This window comes from Parashewanella sp. 2304DJ23-3 (assembly GCF_056591695.1).
On sequence record NZ_JBWQOH010000004.1, the window covers coordinates 292,303 to 311,589 of the forward strand.

The following is a 19,287-nucleotide window of genomic DNA, read 5'->3' on the forward strand; positions in this document are numbered from 1 at the left end:
ATAATTTGTTTATTCCCATCAAGTTAACGCTTTGTTTATGGCTGAAAAAGTTACTGACCCAATCCAAGCACATGCTTACCTTAGTAATTCAACAGGTGCAACAAATTGCAGCTGGGTTACAAAGGTTGCTGATACATTGGACACAGCACTACAACCTCATTTAGCTGGTGGTCCTGCCCCTAAACTTACCGTCGAATTCATTCATCCAGACACGAAACAGTATAGGCTAGCTGAATACACCGTCTCAAAAAGTGAAACTGAGTTTTTTTTCGAATCTACCCAGTCCTTCTTTGATATATTTACTGGTTCTAATTCAAGTATATTTTCAAGGTTAGGAAGCTACGTGCGCCAAGAATATAAAGGTCCTGACGGCAAAAGTACCAGTATTCCATCTGATGATAATGATTTAGAAATAAAAGCAGTGATTAGAGAGGGTCAGTTGCAGGAACAAGATTCTTTTGACGAAGATGGAGGTTATTGTGATATTGCAGCCCCAAAAATATACGAAACTCAAGATAAAATACCACCTCATAAAAAACAATTAGAGCGTTTAAAAAATGCTCTAAATTGTAAAGTAAAACTCGAAGTAGCGATTGAATCTAAAGGTGACAAGAAATTAGATGAACTACTCGCAAACGGTATTAATCTTAATCATTGTTTAAAAAATAATATGTCCCCATTACAGTTAGCCGTTGCTTGTAATAATAAGATTGCTGTAGAAAAATTAATAGCGGCAGGTGCCACCCCTCTAAAAACCATTAATGATAAACATAAGTCACCACTTGAAATGGCGTGTGTCCATGGCAAGGCAGATATTCTTCATATGTTACTTGCTCAAGTCGTTAAAGATGGCGTCGATGCAAATCTGCAATATAAATTAAGTGATTTAATGAAACAGATCGTCACTGAGAGAATTACACCTGAGCTAAAGATAGATTGTTTAAAGGTTTTTACTGATTGTATTACAGATAAACACATCCCTGCTGAAGTTGCGACAGAGGCATTAAAACATGTAGCTAAGGGTGAATGGCAACTTATCCTTGGAGAGCTATTAGCTGGGTTACCACCAGAAGTCAGCGGAGGAGTCGAATCAGAACCACCGATATCTCAATCAATGAACATTCTACTTAAGCACGCTGATGGCATCAGGCTTACGGCTGCATGCAAAAAATTGCCACTAGAATTTGTTTTTCCTAATGATACGAATAATGACGGTGACTCAGTTGCATTCATTCTCGTCCGTAAAGGAGTAGATCCTAGTATTTTAAAATATCCAAATATTCACAGATGCATCGTAAGTGACTTGCAATCTTCAAGAACAAATATCCGTGGTGAAACTTTGGTCTCTCTTGCAACGAATTGTAAGTGCCAAAGAGTTAAAGACTATATTATCAAGCTTAACAACCCTACTGAGAGCTGTGAGTTTAATGAAAACATGAAACTCCAAGCTGAGGGAGCAACGGAACAATACGAACTAAAAGATATCCAAGTGATCACAGAAGAAGCGAAAAGTCGACCTCAATCACAAACGAGTGAAACATAAATTAAATGCAATAGATGTGATAAAACATATAAAGATTTTATTATCAGATTCAAGTTTAAATAGGGTAATCGGTTGGTTTCAGCAAGTGGAAACTCAAAGTGTGTAGTTGATGGCTATAGAGTTTACTCTAATTTTTTTACTTTTTAATGTGGCAGAAAAATCCAGTGAAGAAGCTATGCTGTTATTAATTAACTGTATACCTGAGGGCTTACTTCAGAGTTTTAGAAATTTTAAAAATGCAGATCAAAGTATTATTCATGTTGCAGCTAAAAGAGGTTATTTAAATGTGCTTAAAACACTCCCTACAGAAGTCGTTACAGCCTGTATAAATGTACCAGATAAAAATGGTAATACTCCATATCAACTTGCGCATTTAAATAAACAAAATGAAGTCTCAAAATGGCGCAGACATACCTCCCGTGCCCTCAAAAGATAAATAAAATCGAACTTCGCCGAACCCAACGGTCAATCTTTCAACCAAATCTACAAGCAAAGATGAAATGAAATGACCAGCTTGAGTTTAGGCGAAACTGATGGGAAATCGACTTTAGAAGATGAGCAAAAAATCCGACCTTTAAGTCGGATTTTTTATAGTGCCTGAAATCAAAAATTAAACTAATAAACCAATTTTTTCATACACTGATTTAATGGTTTGTTCTGCACGAGCTTTAGCTTTTTCAGCGCCCTCTTTCATCACTTTATCAAGATAAGCTTGGTCAGCACGTATTTCACGATAACGCTCTTGTAGAGGCTCTAACATTGCAACCACAGCTTCACCTGTTGCAACTTTTAGGTGGCCGTACATCTTACCTTCGAACTCTTTTTCAAGCTCTTCAATTGAACGCCCTGTAGCACCTGACATTAAACTTAATAAGTTAGAAACACCCGGCTTATTTTCAACATCAAATTTAATTCTTGGCGGCTCATCTGAATCGGTAACGGCCTTTTTGATCTTCTTAAGGATCTTTTTAGGATCTTCTAGTAAGGCAATGACATTGTTACGATTATCATCAGACTTAGACATCTTCTTAGTCGGGTCTTGCAGTGACATCACCTTAGCACCATGCGTAGGAATAAATGGCTCAGGTACGACAAAGGTTTCACCATATGCATTATTGAAACGAGTTGCAATATCACGTGTCAATTCAAGATGTTGCTTTTGATCTTGCCCTACTGGAATCTCATTCGCTTGATAAAGTAAGATATCTGCGGCCATCAATACTGGGTAACCGAACAATCCCACGTTGATGTTGTTCGCATGTTTTTGCGATTTATCTTTGAACTGAGTCATACGATTCAACTCACCCATTTGGGTGTAACAGTTCAATGCCCAACCAAGTTGAGTGTGCTGTGGCACATGAGACTGAATGAATACCGTACTCTTCTTTGGGTCAACACCACACGCAAGATATAACGCTAAGGTATCTAAGCAAGCAGTACGTAATGCTTCAGGATCCTGTCTAACCGTAATCGCATGGAGATCTACAACACAATAAAGGCAGTCATGACTGTCTTGCATTGCCACCCACTGGCGTAGTGCGCCCATATAATTACCTATGGTCAGTTCACCTGAAGGCTGTGCGCCGCTGAGTACGATGGGCTTAGTCATCTGCTTTATTGCTCCTTGAATCAAGATTGGGCATTTACCCAAGTTAAAATGTCACTAAACTGGTCAAAAACGGCGTCTGGGCCGCAAAGTCCAATATCTTCGCCGTAGTTATAGCCGTAGGTCAAGCCAATTGATGCAACTCCAGCCGATTTCGCTGCAAAAATGTCATTTTTAGAATCACCAACCATTAAAAGTTGTGATTTTTCTAAATTCCATTCAGAAATAATGTGATTTAACGGCAGAGGATCAGGTTTGCATTTTTCTAAACTGTCACCACCTAATACCAGTTCAAAACAGACATCAATGCCATAAGACTCAAGCATATCTGGCACAAAACGATAGGGCTTATTAGTGACAATGGCTAAACGATAGCCCTGTTTTTTCAACGACTCTAACGTGCTTTTTACGTTTTCATATAAAGCGCTGTGCTTGTTTAAATGAAGACCATAATGATGCATAAACCGTTCAAGGCTTGAACTGAGCTCTTCAACGGTTGGTTGTGTGTCATTAGCATTAACTAGGGCACGTTCAACCAACTTTTGCGCGCCATTCCCGACCCAACTGCGCACTATTTCTTGCGAAACTGCTGGCTGATGCAATTCAAGCAACATATCATTTACGCTGGCATGAATGTCAGGAACGCTGTCTACCAGCGTTCCATCAAGATCAAAAGCAATGGCTTTGAATCGGCTCATTATGCGTCAACCTTTGCAAGCTCACTGCGCATTTCATCAATCACGGCTTTATAATCTGGCTTACCGAAAATGGCAGAGCCAGCCACGAACATATCTGCTCCAGCTTCTGCGATTTCTGCAATGTTATCGACCTTAACACCACCATCGATCTCTAAGCGAATATCGTAGCCACTTTCGTCAATACGGCGACGTACTTCACGTAATTTATCTAATGTCGACGGAATAAATGATTGACCACCGAAGCCTGGGTTTACTGACATCAGTAGAATGACATCAAGCTTGTCCATCACATGATCGAGATAATGCAGTGATGTAGCTGGGTTAAATACTAATCCCGCTTTACAGCCCGCATTTTTTATCAATTGCAGACTGCGATCGATGTGCTCTGATGCTTCTGGATGAAAGGTTATAATAGATGCGCCTGCATCGACAAAATCAGGAATAATACGATCAACTGGCTTCACCATTAAATGCACATCAATATCTGCTTTTACACCATGATCACGTAACGCTTTACAAACCAATGGGCCAATCGTTAAATTCGGCACATAGTGGTTATCCATGACATCGAAATGAACCACGTCAGCGCCTGAGGCAATCACGTTGTCAACTTCTTCACCTAAGCGAGCAAAATCAGCAGATAAAATGGATGGAGCAATCAGAAATGGACGCATATCATTCTCACACAATTAGATTATTTTTGAGTAGTTTACTCCTCTGTTGGTTTTAGCTCTAGTTGTGATATCTCATTAATTTAAAAAAGTGTTTTATCGAATTGAAATTGAAACTAAAGATTCTGTTTAAAATCCAAACGAATTTGTTATAATTAAACGTCATTAGTACATTGGGAATCGAGGGTAAGACATGAAAAATTTATGGAAAAACTCGCAACAGCTACGGAATAGCGCCTCCCGTTTCACGTCTAAAACCACAATTTTGGCCAGCACATTAGCGGTAAGTGTTATTGCAACTTTAACCAGCAATACTTTATCGAATTCAGAAGCAACCCAAGCCTGTGCCTGCAGTGCAAACGTTACTTATGACTCAATGTTACCTGCGAGTCACCCTCAAAACCGCTGTGCGTCTCAAACAAAAGAACTCAATTGGGGTACTTGGCTAACAGGGAAAAGTGGCTCAAGTCAATTTCATTTTTTCGATTTATTTGAACTACTTCACGGTAAACGTAGTGGCAATTTTGATAAACCTAATGCCAATGACATTACACCGGAGTAATTTATGTTCACACAAGTTTGGCAATTATTTACCAGCACATTAGCCGCTTTTTTTGGTGTTCAATCAGACAAAAATCGACATCGTGATTTTAGTGAGAATGAATCTCCCATTCCCTTCATTGTCATGGGCATCGTAATGGCAATTTTATTGGTTTTAGGATTGGTTTTTATTGTGAGCCAAGTAACGAGCTAGGTTTCTACTCATCATCAAAATGGTAGTCTTTATCGTAAAGAGCTATCAATTCATCGACTTTTTTTCTGCCATTGCCTTTCTGACTGATGTTGCGTTGTACCTGGATCTTTCCTAAACGTGCACCATGGTAAAGTTCACGCGTCAGTGGAATATCATGATTACTGATGACAACAGGAATATTTTTATCACGGGCAACATGCCGTGAAACTCTCGCAAGTAACGCCTGATCGTCAAGCGTAAAACCAGCACCTACGTAAGTAGTAAAACTCGCCGTAGTCGAAAGTGGCGCATATGGAGGGTCGCAGTAAATTACATCACCACTTTTTGCTTGCTCGAATGCTTTTTCGTAGCCAATACATTTAAACTCAGCGTCTTGGGCTTTTTCAGAAAAGGCATTAAGCTCAATTTCTGGAAAATATGGTTTTTTGTAAGAGCCAAAAGGAACATTAAATCCGCCCTTGCGGTTATAGCGACAAAGCCCATTAAAACCATGACGGTTCATATACAAAAAGTAAATGCTGCGCTCGAAGGGATCTTTTGTTGCATTAAACTGAGTGCGAATGTCGTAATAAGCTTCTTTTGCATTCATCTTTTCGCAAAATAACTTACGTGACTCTTTGATGTAAAGCTCGGGTTGCTTTTGAATGATTTTATACAGATTTATCAAATCTTGATTAATATCGCACAATAAGTATTTTGAATAATGCGTATTCAGAAAAACACTGCCTGCGCCAACAAATGGCTCAACTAACCTATCTCCATCAGGAAGATAAGTTTTCAATGTATCAACAAGTTTGAATTTACCACCAGCCCATTTTAAAAAGGCTCTATTTTTCTTATTCATGAACTGGATCAGTGTGAAGCAAGACAAAAAAGAATTGTACGTTGATACAAACTAATTTTCACTACTCTTATTCGGATTTTGCAATTCAAGTTTAATTAAGGCTTTCCACTTGCGTATCCATGGTTTTGGAAGATCAGTTTCTTTAGCTAATTTCGCTTCAAATGTTTGCGCTAATTGGTAATTCTCAAATTCACCAACTACGACAACCCAACGTTTTTTTTGTTTGGCTATTCTGACATCAGAGTACGGAGAAAGTTGTTTAAGTAGATTATTCAAAGATCTCTGTTTACTGACCGTGGCAATTTGAAGAGTGTAACTCTCTGGGTTTGGCGCTTTGACCTCCGGAGTGTCTAACTCAAGCGGCTCTGTTACAGGTTCCACTGTAGTAGCAATATCTTGATTAGGCTGAACTTTAGAAACTTCATCCTCAAATATTTGACTAGAAGGTTCGACATTGTTTTCTGCTTGCTGAACTTGAGCAAGTTCCGGCTGTTGATTATCGTTAGATTCAACGGGCTTTTGCTTTAAGAATTTATCTGACATTTCAGCAGTTACTTGATCGAGTCGTTCTGGTTGCTGCGAGGTTGCTTGAGCACTCGTAACTTGCCCCACTACATCCACTTGTACCAGCTGATCAGTCTTAATGCCTTCTTTGTCAGCGGTGATGCCATCCTCAAATTCGTTGAAGACTAGAGCAGCGTCTTTCACTGGTAAATCAATAAAAGTTTGAGGGAGTTTTGTTGTCTCTTCAGAGGTAGGAACTGCATCATCACTGTACCCAACTGCTTTCAAAAGCGGTTGTTGATATATCCAAGCCAGAGAGGCCATCGTAATCAATAAAACACCGACAGCAATCAAACGAATGTTAAGCGCTCTCTTGCTTACTTCTTCATTATGTTCATTCGCTGATTTTACAAATACCGCAACAATATCTTTTGGATACACCTTGCCTTGCTTAAAATCAGGTTTCGCTATTAAGTGATTTTCAAAACCGTCACTTTGGCTAAGCAACGAGTAATAAAGGGCATCTTGCTCTTGCTGGCTTAATGTTTCGATATAAAGCGAGCTCATTAAAGCCTGATAAGACTCTGGTAACGCCTCGTTTAGCTGAGCTTCAAACTCTGCTGTGACTGAAGCAATCACACTCACAAACTGCCCTGAAACCGATAATTGACTCAGGCCAATTAACTCCGCCCATAATGCATTTGATAATCGCTCAGCATCATCAATAACAATGACAATTGGCTTTTTCAGTGTCGATGCAAAGTCGGCTAACGAATCGGTGAGAGACGTTTCATCATCAAAAACCGGCTCAGCAAGTAATGGTAATAAGATTTTGCGCCTTATTTCAGCATCATCCGCATGTAATGGACAAGAGAGAAATACAGAAAGCTCTTCACTTATCGTTCGATTAAGAAATCTCAGTAAAAATGATTTACCTGAGCCTTCTGCACCACAAACGAGCTGCAATTGTTCTGCATAACTGATGTTATGAGTTAAGCGTTCAACAAGTGATTCTTGCGATGGTAGCAATAAAGGCTCTGTCATTTCCCTGAGTTCTCGATAAATGAGATATATCTAGCTTAGTACATCGATTAACTGTTGATGACTTACTTCCGATGTCACAACAGCTTCACCAATCTGAGTTGGTAAAACTAATCGAATTTTTTGATCGAGTACTTTTTTATCTCGCTGCATATGCTTTATAAACGCATCTGCGGACATAGCTTCTGGTTTCGAAAGTGGTAATTCGAATGCAGAAATCAATCGAGAGATTCGTTGAACGGTTTCAATACTGACCCAACCTAATTGTTGCGATGTTTCAGCAGCAAGCACCATTCCAGCAGCAACAGCCTCACCATGAAGCCAATTTCCATAACCCATTTCTGCTTCGATAGCATGACCGAAAGTATGCCCTAAATTTAATAGGGCTCGGCAACCACGTTCAGTTTCATCCTGAGCAACAACATCAGCTTTTATTTCACAGCATCGAGAAATGGCGTAAATTAAAGCTGCGGGCTCAAGCTGCTTTAATGGCTCGATATTTTGTTCAAGCCATTCAAAAAACTCGATGTCCCAAATAATGCCATATTTAATGACTTCCGCCATACCGGCATTAAATTCTCTTGTTGGTAATGATTTGAGAAATTCAGTATCAATAAACACAGCTTGAGGCTGATGAAATGCGCCAAGCATGTTCTTACCTAAAACGTGATTTACTGCAGTTTTGCCGCCAACAGACGAATCAACTTGCGCCAGTAACGTTGTGGGTACTTGAATAAAATCAACACCACGTTGATAACAGGACGCTGCGAAGCCCGTCATATCGCCAACAACACCGCCACCTAATGCGATGAGAACGCAATCTCGACCGTAGTTATCCTGCAAGAGTTTATCGAAGACATGGTTGAGATACTCAAGTGTTTTATATTGTTCACCGTCAGGCAGTATCACTGAATCAATCGATGACGCAGGCTTAAAGAAAGCCTTAACTTGCTCTATATAAAGCAGAGCAACCGTGTCATTGCTGACAATCAACAAGCGTTTTTTATGAAAATAGCGAGACCAAGTCTCGCTATTTAGAGTGGAGGGTTCAGTAAGGAAGCCTTGATGAATATAGATGCTATAACTGCGTTTACCTAAATTAACCTCAATGGTTTCCATACTTTAAAACGTCCCGAAATTAAAAACCTAATTTCTCAATAATTTGGTTTGCAACAACTTTAGCACTCTGATCGTCAGTCTTAACAACAACGTCAGCAATTTCTTCGTAAAGTGGATTACGAGATTCAGCTAAAGTCTCAAGAACGTGTCTTGGGTCATCAACTTGTAAAAGAGGACGGCGCTTATCACGTTGAGTACGCGCAACTTGCTTATCAATCGTGGTTTCAAGATATACAACAAAACCCCGAGCCGATAAATAGTTACGGATCTCTTTGCTTTGAATTGAACCACCACCGGTAGCCAATACAATGCCCTGCATTTCTGATAAATCAGAAATAACAGTTGTTTCACGCTTACGGAAGCCGTCTTCGCCTTCTACATCAAATACCCAAGCAATGTCAGCACCTGTGCGCTTTTCAATCTCTTGGTCGGAGTCGTGGAATTCTAAATGAAGCATCTGCGCCAAATGGCGACCTATTGTGCTCTTACCTGCGCCCATTGGGCCAATCAGAAAAATATTACGTTTTTCAGCCATTTTTTATACGTCTGAATCTTATGAAGTGTTTGCCTATATCGATTTACAATTGGAAATCGACCTATATCTTACCTTGCTCTTCTAATGAGACTTGATTCGGGATTATCTCAGTTTCCTTGTGCAAATGGCAAGTCATCAAAGCGATTAAAATACGATTTGTCTCTGAGTTTTTCACTTTCAGGTGTCCCATAAACAAAAAGCCAGAGACTAATCTCTGGCTTAGCTCTATGTAAATTATAGACTTTTATAATTCTTCAGTAACAATTTTTGGTGTTACAAAAATTAATAATTCACGACGCTCATTTTTTTTCTGTGAATTTCTAAAAAAGTAGCCTAAATATGGAATATCACCTAATAACGGTACTTTATTGACATTATCGATAACTTGCTGCTGGAAAATACCACCTAATACGATAGTTTCGCCATTTTTTACTAACGCTTGAGTACCGATTCGCTGGGTATCAATCGAGACGGCTGTACCTGTTGGCGTTTGTACGTTTTCACCACGAGAGTCTTGAGTGATTTCCAAATCTAAGATGATGCGGTTATCAGGCGTAATCTGTGGCGTTACCTTTAAAGATAGAACCGCAGGTTTAAAGGTTACCGTTGTTGCACCACTTGATGCAGCCTGTACATACGGAATTTCAACACCTTGTGAAATATAACCAGCAGTTTGGTTTGAAGTTAACAAGCGTGGACTTGCTACAATCTCAGCTTTATCTTCTTTTTCTAAAGCACTCAATTCCAAGTCAAGTAAAGTGCCATCAGCAAAGTCAGCTACCCTGAATGCTATCGATGTTGGGCTAACGTCAGAAGGTGCAGGTAGATTGACATTCAGTCTGTCACCTATTGGCGGTACAACACCATTAGATACATTCGATAAGCCATCTAAGCGACCTGTAGTTCCACTGTCACCATCTCGATTAGTGAAGCCCCAACGAACACCAAGATCCTCAGCAATATTATCTCGAACTGTCACAACTCTAGCTTCAATTAAAACTTGTTTAATCGGAATATCAAGAATTTTGACTAAGCGAGCCACATTTTCGATTGTTTCAGCGGTATCTTTTACAAGTAGAGTGTTTGTTCTTGTATCAACAGCAACAGTGCCACGTTTAGATAGCAGGCTTGAATCATCACTTTTGAACAAATTAGCGAGATCTTCTGCTTTTGCATAGTTGATTTGAATATACTCAGAATAAAGAGGGGCAAGCTCCTCTACTTCTTTTTTATTCTTTAACTCATTACTTTCTCTAATTGCCATTTCTTCTGCAGGAGCAACCATCAAGACATTGCCTTCGAGACGCTTACCTAGCCCCTTTTGTCTCAGAATCAAGTCCAGTGCTTGATCCCAAGGTACGCTGTCTAAGCGGATGGTAATATCACCTTCAACAGTATCGCTAACCACTAAGTTAAAGTTGTTTTGATCAGCAATAATCTGAAGCACGGCTCTTACAGAAATGTTTTGGAAGTTTAAGGTAAATTTTTTCCCAGTGTAGACTTTTTCTTTTTTTTCTATTACTTCAGGTTCTTCTTCATCGACGAGTAACCTTATTTGATTACCATCTTGGTTATAGGTGTATTTATACGTTCCAGAAACATCAACTAAGATTCTGCTGGTAAGATCTTCTCTAAATGTCTCGAAGCTTTTGATTGGAGTATCAAAGTCATTAACATCGACAATGTACAATAAATCTTCACCAATCTCGGTGTTGTAGAACTTAAGTTCTAACTTTGCACCAACTTGCTCAACATTAAAGGCGATTGAACTGTTATTTAACTCAACAATCAGTTCACTGCCACCCGTCTGTGAACGCTTGAAATCAATATTTTTAATATTGTTAATGTATGAAGACGCCGAGTTAGATGACTCTTGTTTAATGGAGTCATTGATTGTTAATCGATAACGGTTACCAATTACTCTTGCTTGATAAGGCCTAATTTTGTCTAAACTGATGATTGTATTTAACGTAGTCTCTTTTTGATTTAGAGATAAATCAATTACACCAACTTTTTCAATGTTGAATTCTGACTTATTGACCGAAGATATACTGTCAGCAAAAGAAATCGTCAGTTGAGCAGGATTCGCACTTGCATCGACTAATGGTACAGTGATGTCATTTTCAAAAATAAATTCAACTTCAAGTTGATGATCAACAACAGCATGATATTTAATATCAAGTAGTTTATTAGCACTGTATGCAGACGGAGCAAATACAATAAATGATAAAAGTACAAGTGCAAAGTTCACTGCCCTTATCATTTTAAAACGAATATGTTTGATGATTGAAAATTCCATTATTCTTCTATCCATGCTCTTAATTTCCTGTTAATTCCATGCTACTCATTCTTTTAGTCCAGCAGCCTGAACCATCAGGAACCAATTCAATTATTTCTATTTTGTTCTCAGCAACACTTGTTACTTTGCCATGGTATAAACCTAAATACTGACCCTTGCCAACCCGATAAACACTGCCGTCAGTAGTTTCTACCAGTGCCCAAACTTTATTGTTTTGAGCAATTGTGCCGCGCATTTTTAAATTATCGAGTGCGTATGTTTCCAAGCGGCTTTTACGTCTTTTCAAATCGGGTTGTAAACAATTTTTCTTGGGCTCGATAACTTCTTCAGTTAGCTCTCTAGAAGGAGGAACAAAAGGACTACGTATCAATTCAGCTTGATAGGCATAATGCTCAAACTTCGGGGCCTCTTTTAAAGGGGGGATATGAGCCACATGTTGAGCTTTTGTTGTTGTGACAAAAAGTTCTAAGTCTGAACGATCATTACTGCATGCCGTGAGCCCAAATAATAGGAAAATAGCTATTAATACTCGCATTAGCCTTTCCCCTTCTTTTTATTTGAAACACTGTCTCCAACTTCTTTAAAACGGTATGTTTTTGCGAAAATCTCCATTTGGAGTAACCCAGACTTTTCTTTTTTAACCGAAAAGTCATGCAAACTCACAATACGAGGTAACTTGGCAATATTACTGATCATATTACCAATTTCGTGATAATCACCCACCACCGAAATTTTAATTGGCAGCTCGACGTAGAAATCTTTTTGAACAGGGTCTTCCCAATTTAAACTGTTGATTCTTAAACCTGCATCCGTCGCTACGAAAGTGAGATCATCTAACAACCCAGGCATTTCGTTTTTTGAAGGTAACATTTTGAGTAATTCGGAGAATTGCCCTTCCATCTCGCTTAACTGCTCACGGTAAAGCTTTAAATTTGCAGCCATTTGATACTTCAGTTTAAAATCATTTCTTAACTGCGTTTCTTTGCTTTGCATCCTGTCTAATGCATTTAATTCGTCAGAGATAAAGAAAAAATAGCTCCCAATAAAAACTAAAATGGCTAAGATCACCGCAAAGACAACTTTAACTTGTCTTGGCCAAGCACCTATATTTTCAAAATCTAAGTCATTGAATTGTTCGAGATCTAATTTCATTTTTTGACCTCTTTATTATTTTCGTTTTGATCTTTAGCGGCACTCATAATGCTGATCTGCATCGTAAACTTTTGCAGAAGTCGAGAGTTGTTCTCCCCTACTTTTACCTGCTGTGGTGTGGAATCACCAAGCCACTCAGAAGACTCAATCCTTCTCATCATATTGGTTACATGGTTATTCGATTCACTCAATCCTTCAACAAAAAGTATACCATCCTGTTTTTCAATATTAGAAAAGTATATTCCTGCAGGAACGACTCGAACTAACTCATCTAAAACATGAGTTGGTAAATTTCGAGATTGCTGAAGATCAAGAATGATGTCAGTACGACGCTCGATATCTTTTTTGCGCTCAGTGATTGAACGAATCTCTTTAATCTGACTTTCTAATAATGATATTTCTGAAGTGAGATAGGCATTGCGTTGACGTTGCTCGTTTTTGAGCATGTCGATGAACCCAAGGGCAGCATAAACGACGAGGCAAGAAACAATAAATACCAGAGCTAAAACTCCGGTATAGTCCCTTTTCCTTTTTTCCCTAGCCTCTTCACGCCAAGGCAGTAAGTTTATGTTCGCCATTGTGCATAACTCCTTAATGCTAGGCCAAACGCAACCATGTACTTCCCTATGTTATTTTGCAGTACCTCAGTATCTTTATCGTCCGCAGTTAGACAACCTTTAAATGGATTTGCAATTATGGTCTGAGTACCTAATTCACTCATGATGACATTAGCAATGCCTTCGAGCCGAGCAGTTCCACCTGAGAGTACAATATAATCAACATTATCTTTGCCGCTGGAAGTACAGTAAATCTGTAGCGTACGTTTAATTTGCTGCAGTAATTGAGTTTGGAAAGGGGACAGAACTTCAAACATATAGTCTCTAGGAAGTTCACCCGTCACTTTTGCTTTTTCAGCATCTTCATTAGACATGCCATAAAATGACTGGATTGATTGAGTAAATTGTTCTCCGCCAAAGGTTTGCTCACGAATAAACGTTGTTTCACCTTTTTCAACAGCAGCAAAAGTTAAAATGTTTGCGCCAATATCAATCATCGCAACTACTTTATCTGACGCTCCCTCAGGTAACTGATCGACGATCAATTCGAACGAGCGCCCTAGTGCGTAGCCTTCTACATCAATTACTTTTGCTTCAAGGTCAACTTGATCTAACGCATCGATTTTGGCATCGATATTTTCTGTTCGACATGCACTAAGTAACACGTCAACTTTACTTGGATCGGCTGAGTTCACATTTAATGTTTCAAAATCAATGCTGACTTCATCAAGTGAATATGGAATTAAGGTATCGGCTTCGATTTCAATCTGTGACTCCATGTCCTCTTCACTCAGTGAAGCATCCATATAAATCACTTTTGTCATCACAGCAGATCCGGAAACCGAAGCTGATGCATACTTAACCGATTTTGGAAGACGCCTTTTTACAATTGATAATGCTTCTGAAACTGCTTCTTGTTCACGAATATCGTGATCAACAACAGCTCCCTTTCTGAGGGGGACTGAAATGTGGTTTACAATTTTAAAACCATCCGTGTGTTTACTCAGTAGTACCGCTTTAACTTCATGTGAGCCAATATCTATGCCCACCATTTGCGGTGCTGACTTTGTCCATAAATTTCCGAGCATCATCCAATACCACTTTTTTAACTTATTTCACAAATAGATTAACAGAATTAAAAAATAGTTATATTAAAATCAAATAAATGTTCAATAATTATGCACTTAATAATAAACTTCTCAACCTTTTTACGTGTTAAATAAGTATTCTTTCAGTAATTTATAGAAACAAAAATTTGGTTTATTATTCACTTTATGAGCAAAAAACAGTCCATTGTAAGTAAATATTATGTTAATAGCTAACTTTAACTGTGCCTTCATTGGAATGAATTTAGATAATAAAATCAATCAATTTCATCCATCCACATTTAATAGAATAACCGCTATACTAGTCCCACTTAAAAGTGAGTAGGGAAAATATAATAAGTGAAGTGGTTAAAGCGATTAGGAATTTTATTTATAAGCCTATGTTTGCTTGGTGTCGCTGGCATCGGCGGTGCGTATTTGTATGTACTTCCGGATTTACCTGATGTAGCAACCCTTAAAACCGTTCAACTGCAAACTCCTTTAAGGATTTACAGTAGTGACGGTAAACTCATTTCACAATTTGGTGAGAAGCGAAGAATTCCACTGAACATTGAAGACATTCCTAAACCCTTGCTTGAAGCATTTATCGCAACCGAAGATGCTCGCTTTTATGAGCATGGTGGTATTGATCCAATTGGTGTCGTACGTTCTGCGTTAGTTTGGGCTTCAACAGGCCAAAAAAAGCAAGGTGCGAGTACCATTACCATGCAAGTTGCTCGTAATTTCTTCTTAACTCGTGATAAAACCATTATTCGTAAAGTTAAAGAAATTTTTATTTCTTACCACATAGAGCAGCTTCTGACTAAAAACGAAATTTTAGAACTTTATGTCAATCGAATTTACCTTGGACAAAGAGCTTATGGTGTTGGTGCTGCTGCCCAAGTTTATTATGGGAAAAGTGTCAATGAACTTACTCTCCCAGAAATGGCTGTTATAGCTGGTTTACCAAAAGCACCATCAACATTAAATCCCATTACTTCTCCGACACGAGCAATTGCGAGACGAAATATCGTTCTTCTGAGAATGGAAGATGTGGGTTATATTTCAAAGCAACAATATCAACAAGCCATTCAAGCACCGAATACGGCATCTTACCACGGTGCTGAAATTGATCTTTATGCTCCTTACATTTCTGAAATGGCAAGGGATTATATGATCAATAAATATGGTGAAGAACAAGCCTATACCGGTGGGTATAACGTCTATACAACCATATCATCAAAATTACAATTAGAAGCTCAGTCTTCACTGAGAGACAATGTGTACGCTTATGATATGCGTCATGGTTATCGTGGCCCTCAAGCCATTCTTTGGGATACAACCAAAGAAGATGCATCTGCTTGGACTCATGAACAGATCATTACGCAATTAAGAAAAATTAAACCTATCCAGGATCTGATTCCTGCTGCCGTATTATATGTTGGTGACCAAACTGTTGAGGTTGTATCTCGCTCAAATGAAACACATACTTTAAGTTGGGACGCCATCAAATGGGCGAGAGCGTATATTTCTGATACAAAACAGGGTTCTGCGCCTAAATTAGCCAGTGATATTTTAAGTGCTGGCCAGCAAATTTGGATACGTAAAGTGGGAGAGCAATGGCTACTGGCTCAAGTCCCACAGGTATCAAGTGCAATTGTCACCCTGACCCCTCATGATGGTGCTGTTAAAGCACTTGTTGGAGGTTATTCATTTAGCCAAAGTCAATATAACCGTGTGACTCAGGCTCAACGCCAGCTTGGTTCAAATATTAAGCCATTTATCTATACTGCTGCATTAGAAAAAGGTTATACACTTGCGACGTTAATTAATAATGCACCGATCAACGAGCCAGATACTCGTCAAGGTATTGCTTGGAGACCTAAAAATTCACCAGATGTTTATGGTGGACCTACTCGACTCCGTGTTGGCCTAGCGAAATCAATCAACGTTATGGCTGTTAGAGCACTTCGAATGGCAGGGCTTACAGCCACTCGTAATCGTTTGATGGATTTCGGCTTTTCTCCAGACGAATTACCAAAAAACGAATCTATCGCCCTAGGTTCTCCATCAGTAACCCCTATGCAAGTGGTCACGGCATTCAGTACATTTGCCAATGGTGGTTACCTCGTTAAACCTTACTTCATTAATAAGATCACTGATTCAAGTGAGCAAATGGTTGAACAAGCAACACCATTACTTGCTTGTGATAAACCAGTAGCTCAGCCTGAGGCTGATGATAAATGGGCTGAAACGCTTGCAGCATTGTCCGAAGAGCAAGGTATTGAAGTCCCTTCTCATGAAGAAAAAGACAACCATAGCTGTAGCAACACTCTTGGGCCTCATGGCTACGCAACACCCATCATCTCAAAACAAATCGCCTTTTTAATTCGCAGCGCTTTAAACAGCACAATTACGGGTGGCGGAAACTGGGGCAAAGGAACTGGTTGGAACGGAACAGCTTGGCGTGCTCAAAGCTTGAAACGCAAAGACTTAGCGGGTAAAACAGGAACGACAAACGAATCCCGTGATACGTGGTTTAGTGGTTTTAATTCTGATTTAGTATCAACAGTTTGGGTTGGTTTTGATGACCACTCCCGAGAGTTAGGCAGAACCTCTTACAACAATAATGAAGGGCGAGGACAGACATTTGGTGCTGAATCCGGTGCGAAAACAGCAGGCCCTGCATGGAACGAGTTTATGAAGCAGGCACTCAAAGGCGTGCCAGAAAATAATATCACCCCACCAGCAGGTATTATTTCAGTAAGAATCGATCGAGAAACCGGTAAATTAACCAAAAAAACCGACTACACCTCTCGCTTTGAGTATTTTATAAAAGGCACTGAACCTACTGAATACGCCACCGACAAAAATGATGAAAGCAACATCTTTATCGACAACAGCAAAGAAAGCGACTTATTCCAGTAAAGTTTAAAACCTTATAAAGCACCGCTTTAAAGCGGTGCTTTTTTTCGACATAAACTGTCATTTTGACAGAAAAACACTTATCCTTACCCGAAATATCGAATCAGATAAATAAAACAATATTATGCTCATTTTTTTATCCATCGTTGGCGGATTTCTAATTTTAACGTTAGGTGCTGAAGCATTAGTGCGTGGTGCCAGTACGATTGCATTACGTTTAGGTATAGCGCCTCTGGTCATTGGTCTCACTATCGTAGCCTTTGGTACCAGCGCCCCTGAATTAGCGGTAAGTTTAGAAGCAGCACTTGATGGTAATAGTGGTATTGCGATTGGTAATGTTATTGGCTCAAATATTGCCAATGTTGGTTTAATTCTAGGTATTACCGCATTAATTCGCCCTATTAATGTTCAGTCACAAATTGTAAAACGTGATATTCCATTAATGATCACCGTCACTCTTCTGTTTTGGGGACTATTACTTGATGGTGAATTAGATATCATTGATGGTTGTGTGCTGGTCACATTATTAATCAGCTATTTAGGCTATAGCTATTATGATTCTAAAAAGACGGGGCAAGTTGAAGAAATTGAAACCAGTAAGGCACATCCTTCTTTATCCATCTTATTGATTATTCTTGGCCTAGTTATGCTGATTGGTGGTGGCATTATTTTTGTTGATGGAGCTGTTGATTTAGCCCGCTTATTTGGTATCAATGAAGTCATTATAGGTCTAACAGTCGTCGCAATTGGCACCAGTATGCCTGAACTTGCAACCTCTGCTATTGCAGCCCTCAAAGGCGAAAGTGATATTGCAATCGGTGGTGTAGTTGGTTCTAACTTATTTAATATTTTAGCTGTTTTGGGTATCACAGCAACTATTCACCCAATCTCTGCTGATGGATTAGAGTTCGCAGATCTTGCCGTAATGTTAGGCCTATCATTATTAATGCTGCCATTTGCCTATACCGGCATGCGAGTTAGCCGCCGTGAAGGTTTAGTTCTACTACTCATCTATATTAGTTATACATCGTATCTCGTCAATGAAGCGGTTTTCTAAACTCTTTCTTGGAATGATAGAAGGGAGCTTAAAGCTCCCTTTTTTATGCTTATAATTTCTATCAATGACAAATGTCACTGAATATTCATGACCTTTGTGCCTAACAACTTCCTTGTACTCGCTCGATAATCTCACTCGACACTTAATTTTGATTATTAGCCACAAGGATTGTAACCATGAAAACACTCATAATTTCAGCAAGCGTATTTCTTTCATCATCGGTATTCGCTCTTACGACTGAAGAAGCAATAAAAGCGACTGACAGCGCAATTGACACCCTGAATACACAAAAGCTGCAACAACTGGTAACTGAAACATCTGACTACGCCAATGCGTATGCAAATTACCGCCTAGGTGTCGCAGCAAATCTGGCAGGGAATACGAAAAAAGCTCAACAAGCACTTTCAAATGCTGCTGATACTTTAGAGCAACTGAACCAATATCAAGCTAATGCAGAAAACTACGCTCTACTATCAGTGGTGTATGGTATGAAGGTCTATATCGACAACGACCTGTCTGCAAGCTTAGGACGTAAGTCAGGGCAAGCTCTAGAACACGCCCTAGCCCTTGAACCAAATAACCCTCGAGTAAAACTGGTTCAAGGCATTTCAAACTTTCACAAACCTCAAAAAGCCATTGAATACATCAATGAAGCTCTGAATGACTTCACCCAGCCATGCTCTGAGATTTGTTGGGGAAATTCTGAAGCCTACGTATGGCGTGGACTCGCTAAGCAGAGATTAGGCAACCAAGCCACTGCTCATCAAGACTGGACAAAAGCGCTCGAAGTAAACCCTAACAATGGTTGGGCGAAAGGCTTACTCGGTCAATATTAATGCATGAGGATGTCAGATGACTCCGATGAGTCATCTGGCATCAATGGAATCATAATAAGGA

Annotated in this window: 19 protein-coding genes; 7 read left to right on the plus strand and 12 right to left on the minus strand. The window is 39.3% G+C overall.

Annotated features, from left to right (window positions below):
• The first annotated feature begins 37 nt into the window (after positions 1 to 37).
• Complete coding sequence (locus tag AC1EU2_RS11135) at positions 38 to 1,543, plus strand: ankyrin repeat domain-containing protein (RefSeq protein WP_480298351.1); 1,506 nt, start codon at positions 38 to 40, stop codon at positions 1,541 to 1,543.
• A 109-nt stretch (positions 1,544 to 1,652) separates the two neighbouring features.
• A complete protein-coding gene (locus AC1EU2_RS11140; RefSeq protein ID WP_480298352.1) occupies positions 1,653 to 1,979 on the plus strand; it encodes a hypothetical protein in 327 nt (108 codons plus the stop codon).
• A gap of 174 nt (positions 1,980 to 2,153) precedes the next feature.
• On the opposite strand, the gene trpS is transcribed toward AC1EU2_RS11140, so the two are convergent.
• Genes trpS through rpe form a run of 3 tightly spaced genes read right to left on the minus strand, consistent with a single transcriptional unit; the run spans position 2,154 to position 4,521 of the window.
• A complete protein-coding gene (gene trpS / locus AC1EU2_RS11145) occupies positions 2,154 to 3,152 on the minus strand; it encodes a tryptophan--tRNA ligase (RefSeq protein ID WP_129945640.1) in 999 nt (332 codons plus the stop codon).
• A 20-nt stretch (positions 3,153 to 3,172) separates the two neighbouring features.
• Positions 3,173 to 3,850 (minus strand): phosphoglycolate phosphatase, encoded by a 678-nt coding sequence (locus tag AC1EU2_RS11150; RefSeq protein WP_480298393.1) that lies wholly within the window; start codon positions 3,848 to 3,850, stop codon positions 3,173 to 3,175.
• Positions 3,847 to 4,521 (minus strand): ribulose-phosphate 3-epimerase, encoded by a 675-nt coding sequence (rpe, locus tag AC1EU2_RS11155; RefSeq protein WP_480298353.1) that lies wholly within the window; start codon positions 4,519 to 4,521, stop codon positions 3,847 to 3,849. The genes AC1EU2_RS11150 and rpe overlap by 4 nt, the downstream gene beginning before the upstream one ends.
• A 190-nt stretch (positions 4,522 to 4,711) precedes the next feature.
• On the opposite strand from rpe, the gene AC1EU2_RS11160 reads away from it, so the two are divergent.
• Positions 4,712 to 5,080, plus strand: coding sequence for a hypothetical protein (locus AC1EU2_RS11160; RefSeq protein ID WP_480298354.1), 369 nt, complete (start codon positions 4,712 to 4,714; stop codon positions 5,078 to 5,080).
• A 3-nt stretch (positions 5,081 to 5,083) separates the two neighbouring features.
• Positions 5,084 to 5,272 (plus strand): DUF2970 domain-containing protein, encoded by a 189-nt coding sequence (locus AC1EU2_RS11165; RefSeq protein WP_480298355.1) that lies wholly within the window; start codon positions 5,084 to 5,086, stop codon positions 5,270 to 5,272.
• A 4-nt stretch (positions 5,273 to 5,276) separates the two neighbouring features.
• Here AC1EU2_RS11165 and AC1EU2_RS11170 read toward each other — a convergent pair whose 3' ends face one another.
• The 9 genes from AC1EU2_RS11170 to AC1EU2_RS11210 all read right to left on the minus strand — a co-directional run bounded on the left by AC1EU2_RS11170 (position 5,277) and on the right by AC1EU2_RS11210 (position 14,411).
• Entirely contained in the window at positions 5,277 to 6,116 is an 840-nt protein-coding gene (locus tag AC1EU2_RS11170) for a Dam family site-specific DNA-(adenine-N6)-methyltransferase (protein WP_480298356.1), read from the minus strand.
• A 51-nt stretch (positions 6,117 to 6,167) separates the two neighbouring features.
• Positions 6,168 to 7,664 carry an AAA family ATPase gene (locus tag AC1EU2_RS11175; RefSeq protein ID WP_480298357.1) on the minus strand — a complete coding sequence of 499 codons (1,497 nt, stop codon included), beginning with the start codon at positions 7,662 to 7,664 and terminating at the stop codon, positions 6,168 to 6,170.
• 30 nt (positions 7,665 to 7,694) lie between these two features.
• A complete protein-coding gene (gene aroB / locus AC1EU2_RS11180) occupies positions 7,695 to 8,780 on the minus strand; it encodes a 3-dehydroquinate synthase (protein ID WP_480298358.1) in 1,086 nt (361 codons plus the stop codon).
• A 19-nt stretch (positions 8,781 to 8,799) separates the two neighbouring features.
• Positions 8,800 to 9,315, minus strand: coding sequence for a shikimate kinase AroK (aroK, locus tag AC1EU2_RS11185; protein WP_129945654.1), 516 nt, complete (start codon positions 9,313 to 9,315; stop codon positions 8,800 to 8,802).
• Positions 9,316 to 9,559: 244 nt separating this feature from the next.
• On the minus strand, positions 9,560 to 11,578 hold the full coding sequence (locus AC1EU2_RS11190; RefSeq protein WP_480298394.1) for a type IV pilus secretin PilQ: 2,019 nt from the start codon (positions 11,576 to 11,578) through the stop codon (positions 9,560 to 9,562).
• 55 nt (positions 11,579 to 11,633) lie between these two features.
• Positions 11,634 to 12,149: a pilus assembly protein PilP gene (locus tag AC1EU2_RS11195; protein WP_480298359.1), complete on the minus strand. Its 516-nt coding sequence runs from the start codon at positions 12,147 to 12,149 to the stop codon at positions 11,634 to 11,636.
• Complete coding sequence (locus AC1EU2_RS11200; RefSeq protein ID WP_480298360.1) at positions 12,149 to 12,766, minus strand: type IV pilus inner membrane component PilO; 618 nt, start codon at positions 12,764 to 12,766, stop codon at positions 12,149 to 12,151. The genes AC1EU2_RS11195 and AC1EU2_RS11200 overlap by 1 nt, the downstream gene beginning before the upstream one ends.
• On the minus strand, positions 12,763 to 13,344 hold the full coding sequence (locus tag AC1EU2_RS11205; RefSeq protein ID WP_480298361.1) for a PilN domain-containing protein: 582 nt from the start codon (positions 13,342 to 13,344) through the stop codon (positions 12,763 to 12,765). The genes AC1EU2_RS11200 and AC1EU2_RS11205 overlap by 4 nt, the downstream gene beginning before the upstream one ends.
• Positions 13,332 to 14,411, minus strand: coding sequence for a pilus assembly protein PilM (locus tag AC1EU2_RS11210; RefSeq protein WP_480298395.1), 1,080 nt, complete (start codon positions 14,409 to 14,411; stop codon positions 13,332 to 13,334). The genes AC1EU2_RS11205 and AC1EU2_RS11210 overlap by 13 nt, the downstream gene beginning before the upstream one ends.
• Before the next feature lie 357 nt (positions 14,412 to 14,768).
• Between AC1EU2_RS11210 and AC1EU2_RS11215 the strand changes: the two genes are divergently transcribed.
• The 3 genes from AC1EU2_RS11215 (at position 14,769) to AC1EU2_RS11225 (ending at position 19,226) form a co-directional block, all read left to right on the plus strand.
• The gene (locus AC1EU2_RS11215; RefSeq protein WP_480298362.1) at positions 14,769 to 17,336 is read left to right on the plus strand and encodes a penicillin-binding protein 1A; all 2,568 of its coding nucleotides are present in this window, start codon (positions 14,769 to 14,771) and stop codon (positions 17,334 to 17,336) included.
• Between the two features lie 121 nt (positions 17,337 to 17,457).
• Positions 17,458 to 18,390, plus strand: coding sequence for a calcium/sodium antiporter (locus AC1EU2_RS11220; RefSeq protein ID WP_480298363.1), 933 nt, complete (start codon positions 17,458 to 17,460; stop codon positions 18,388 to 18,390).
• A 176-nt stretch (positions 18,391 to 18,566) separates the two neighbouring features.
• Positions 18,567 to 19,226, plus strand: coding sequence for a tetratricopeptide repeat protein (locus AC1EU2_RS11225; protein WP_480298364.1), 660 nt, complete (start codon positions 18,567 to 18,569; stop codon positions 19,224 to 19,226).
• Positions 19,227 to 19,287 lie beyond the last annotated feature (61 nt).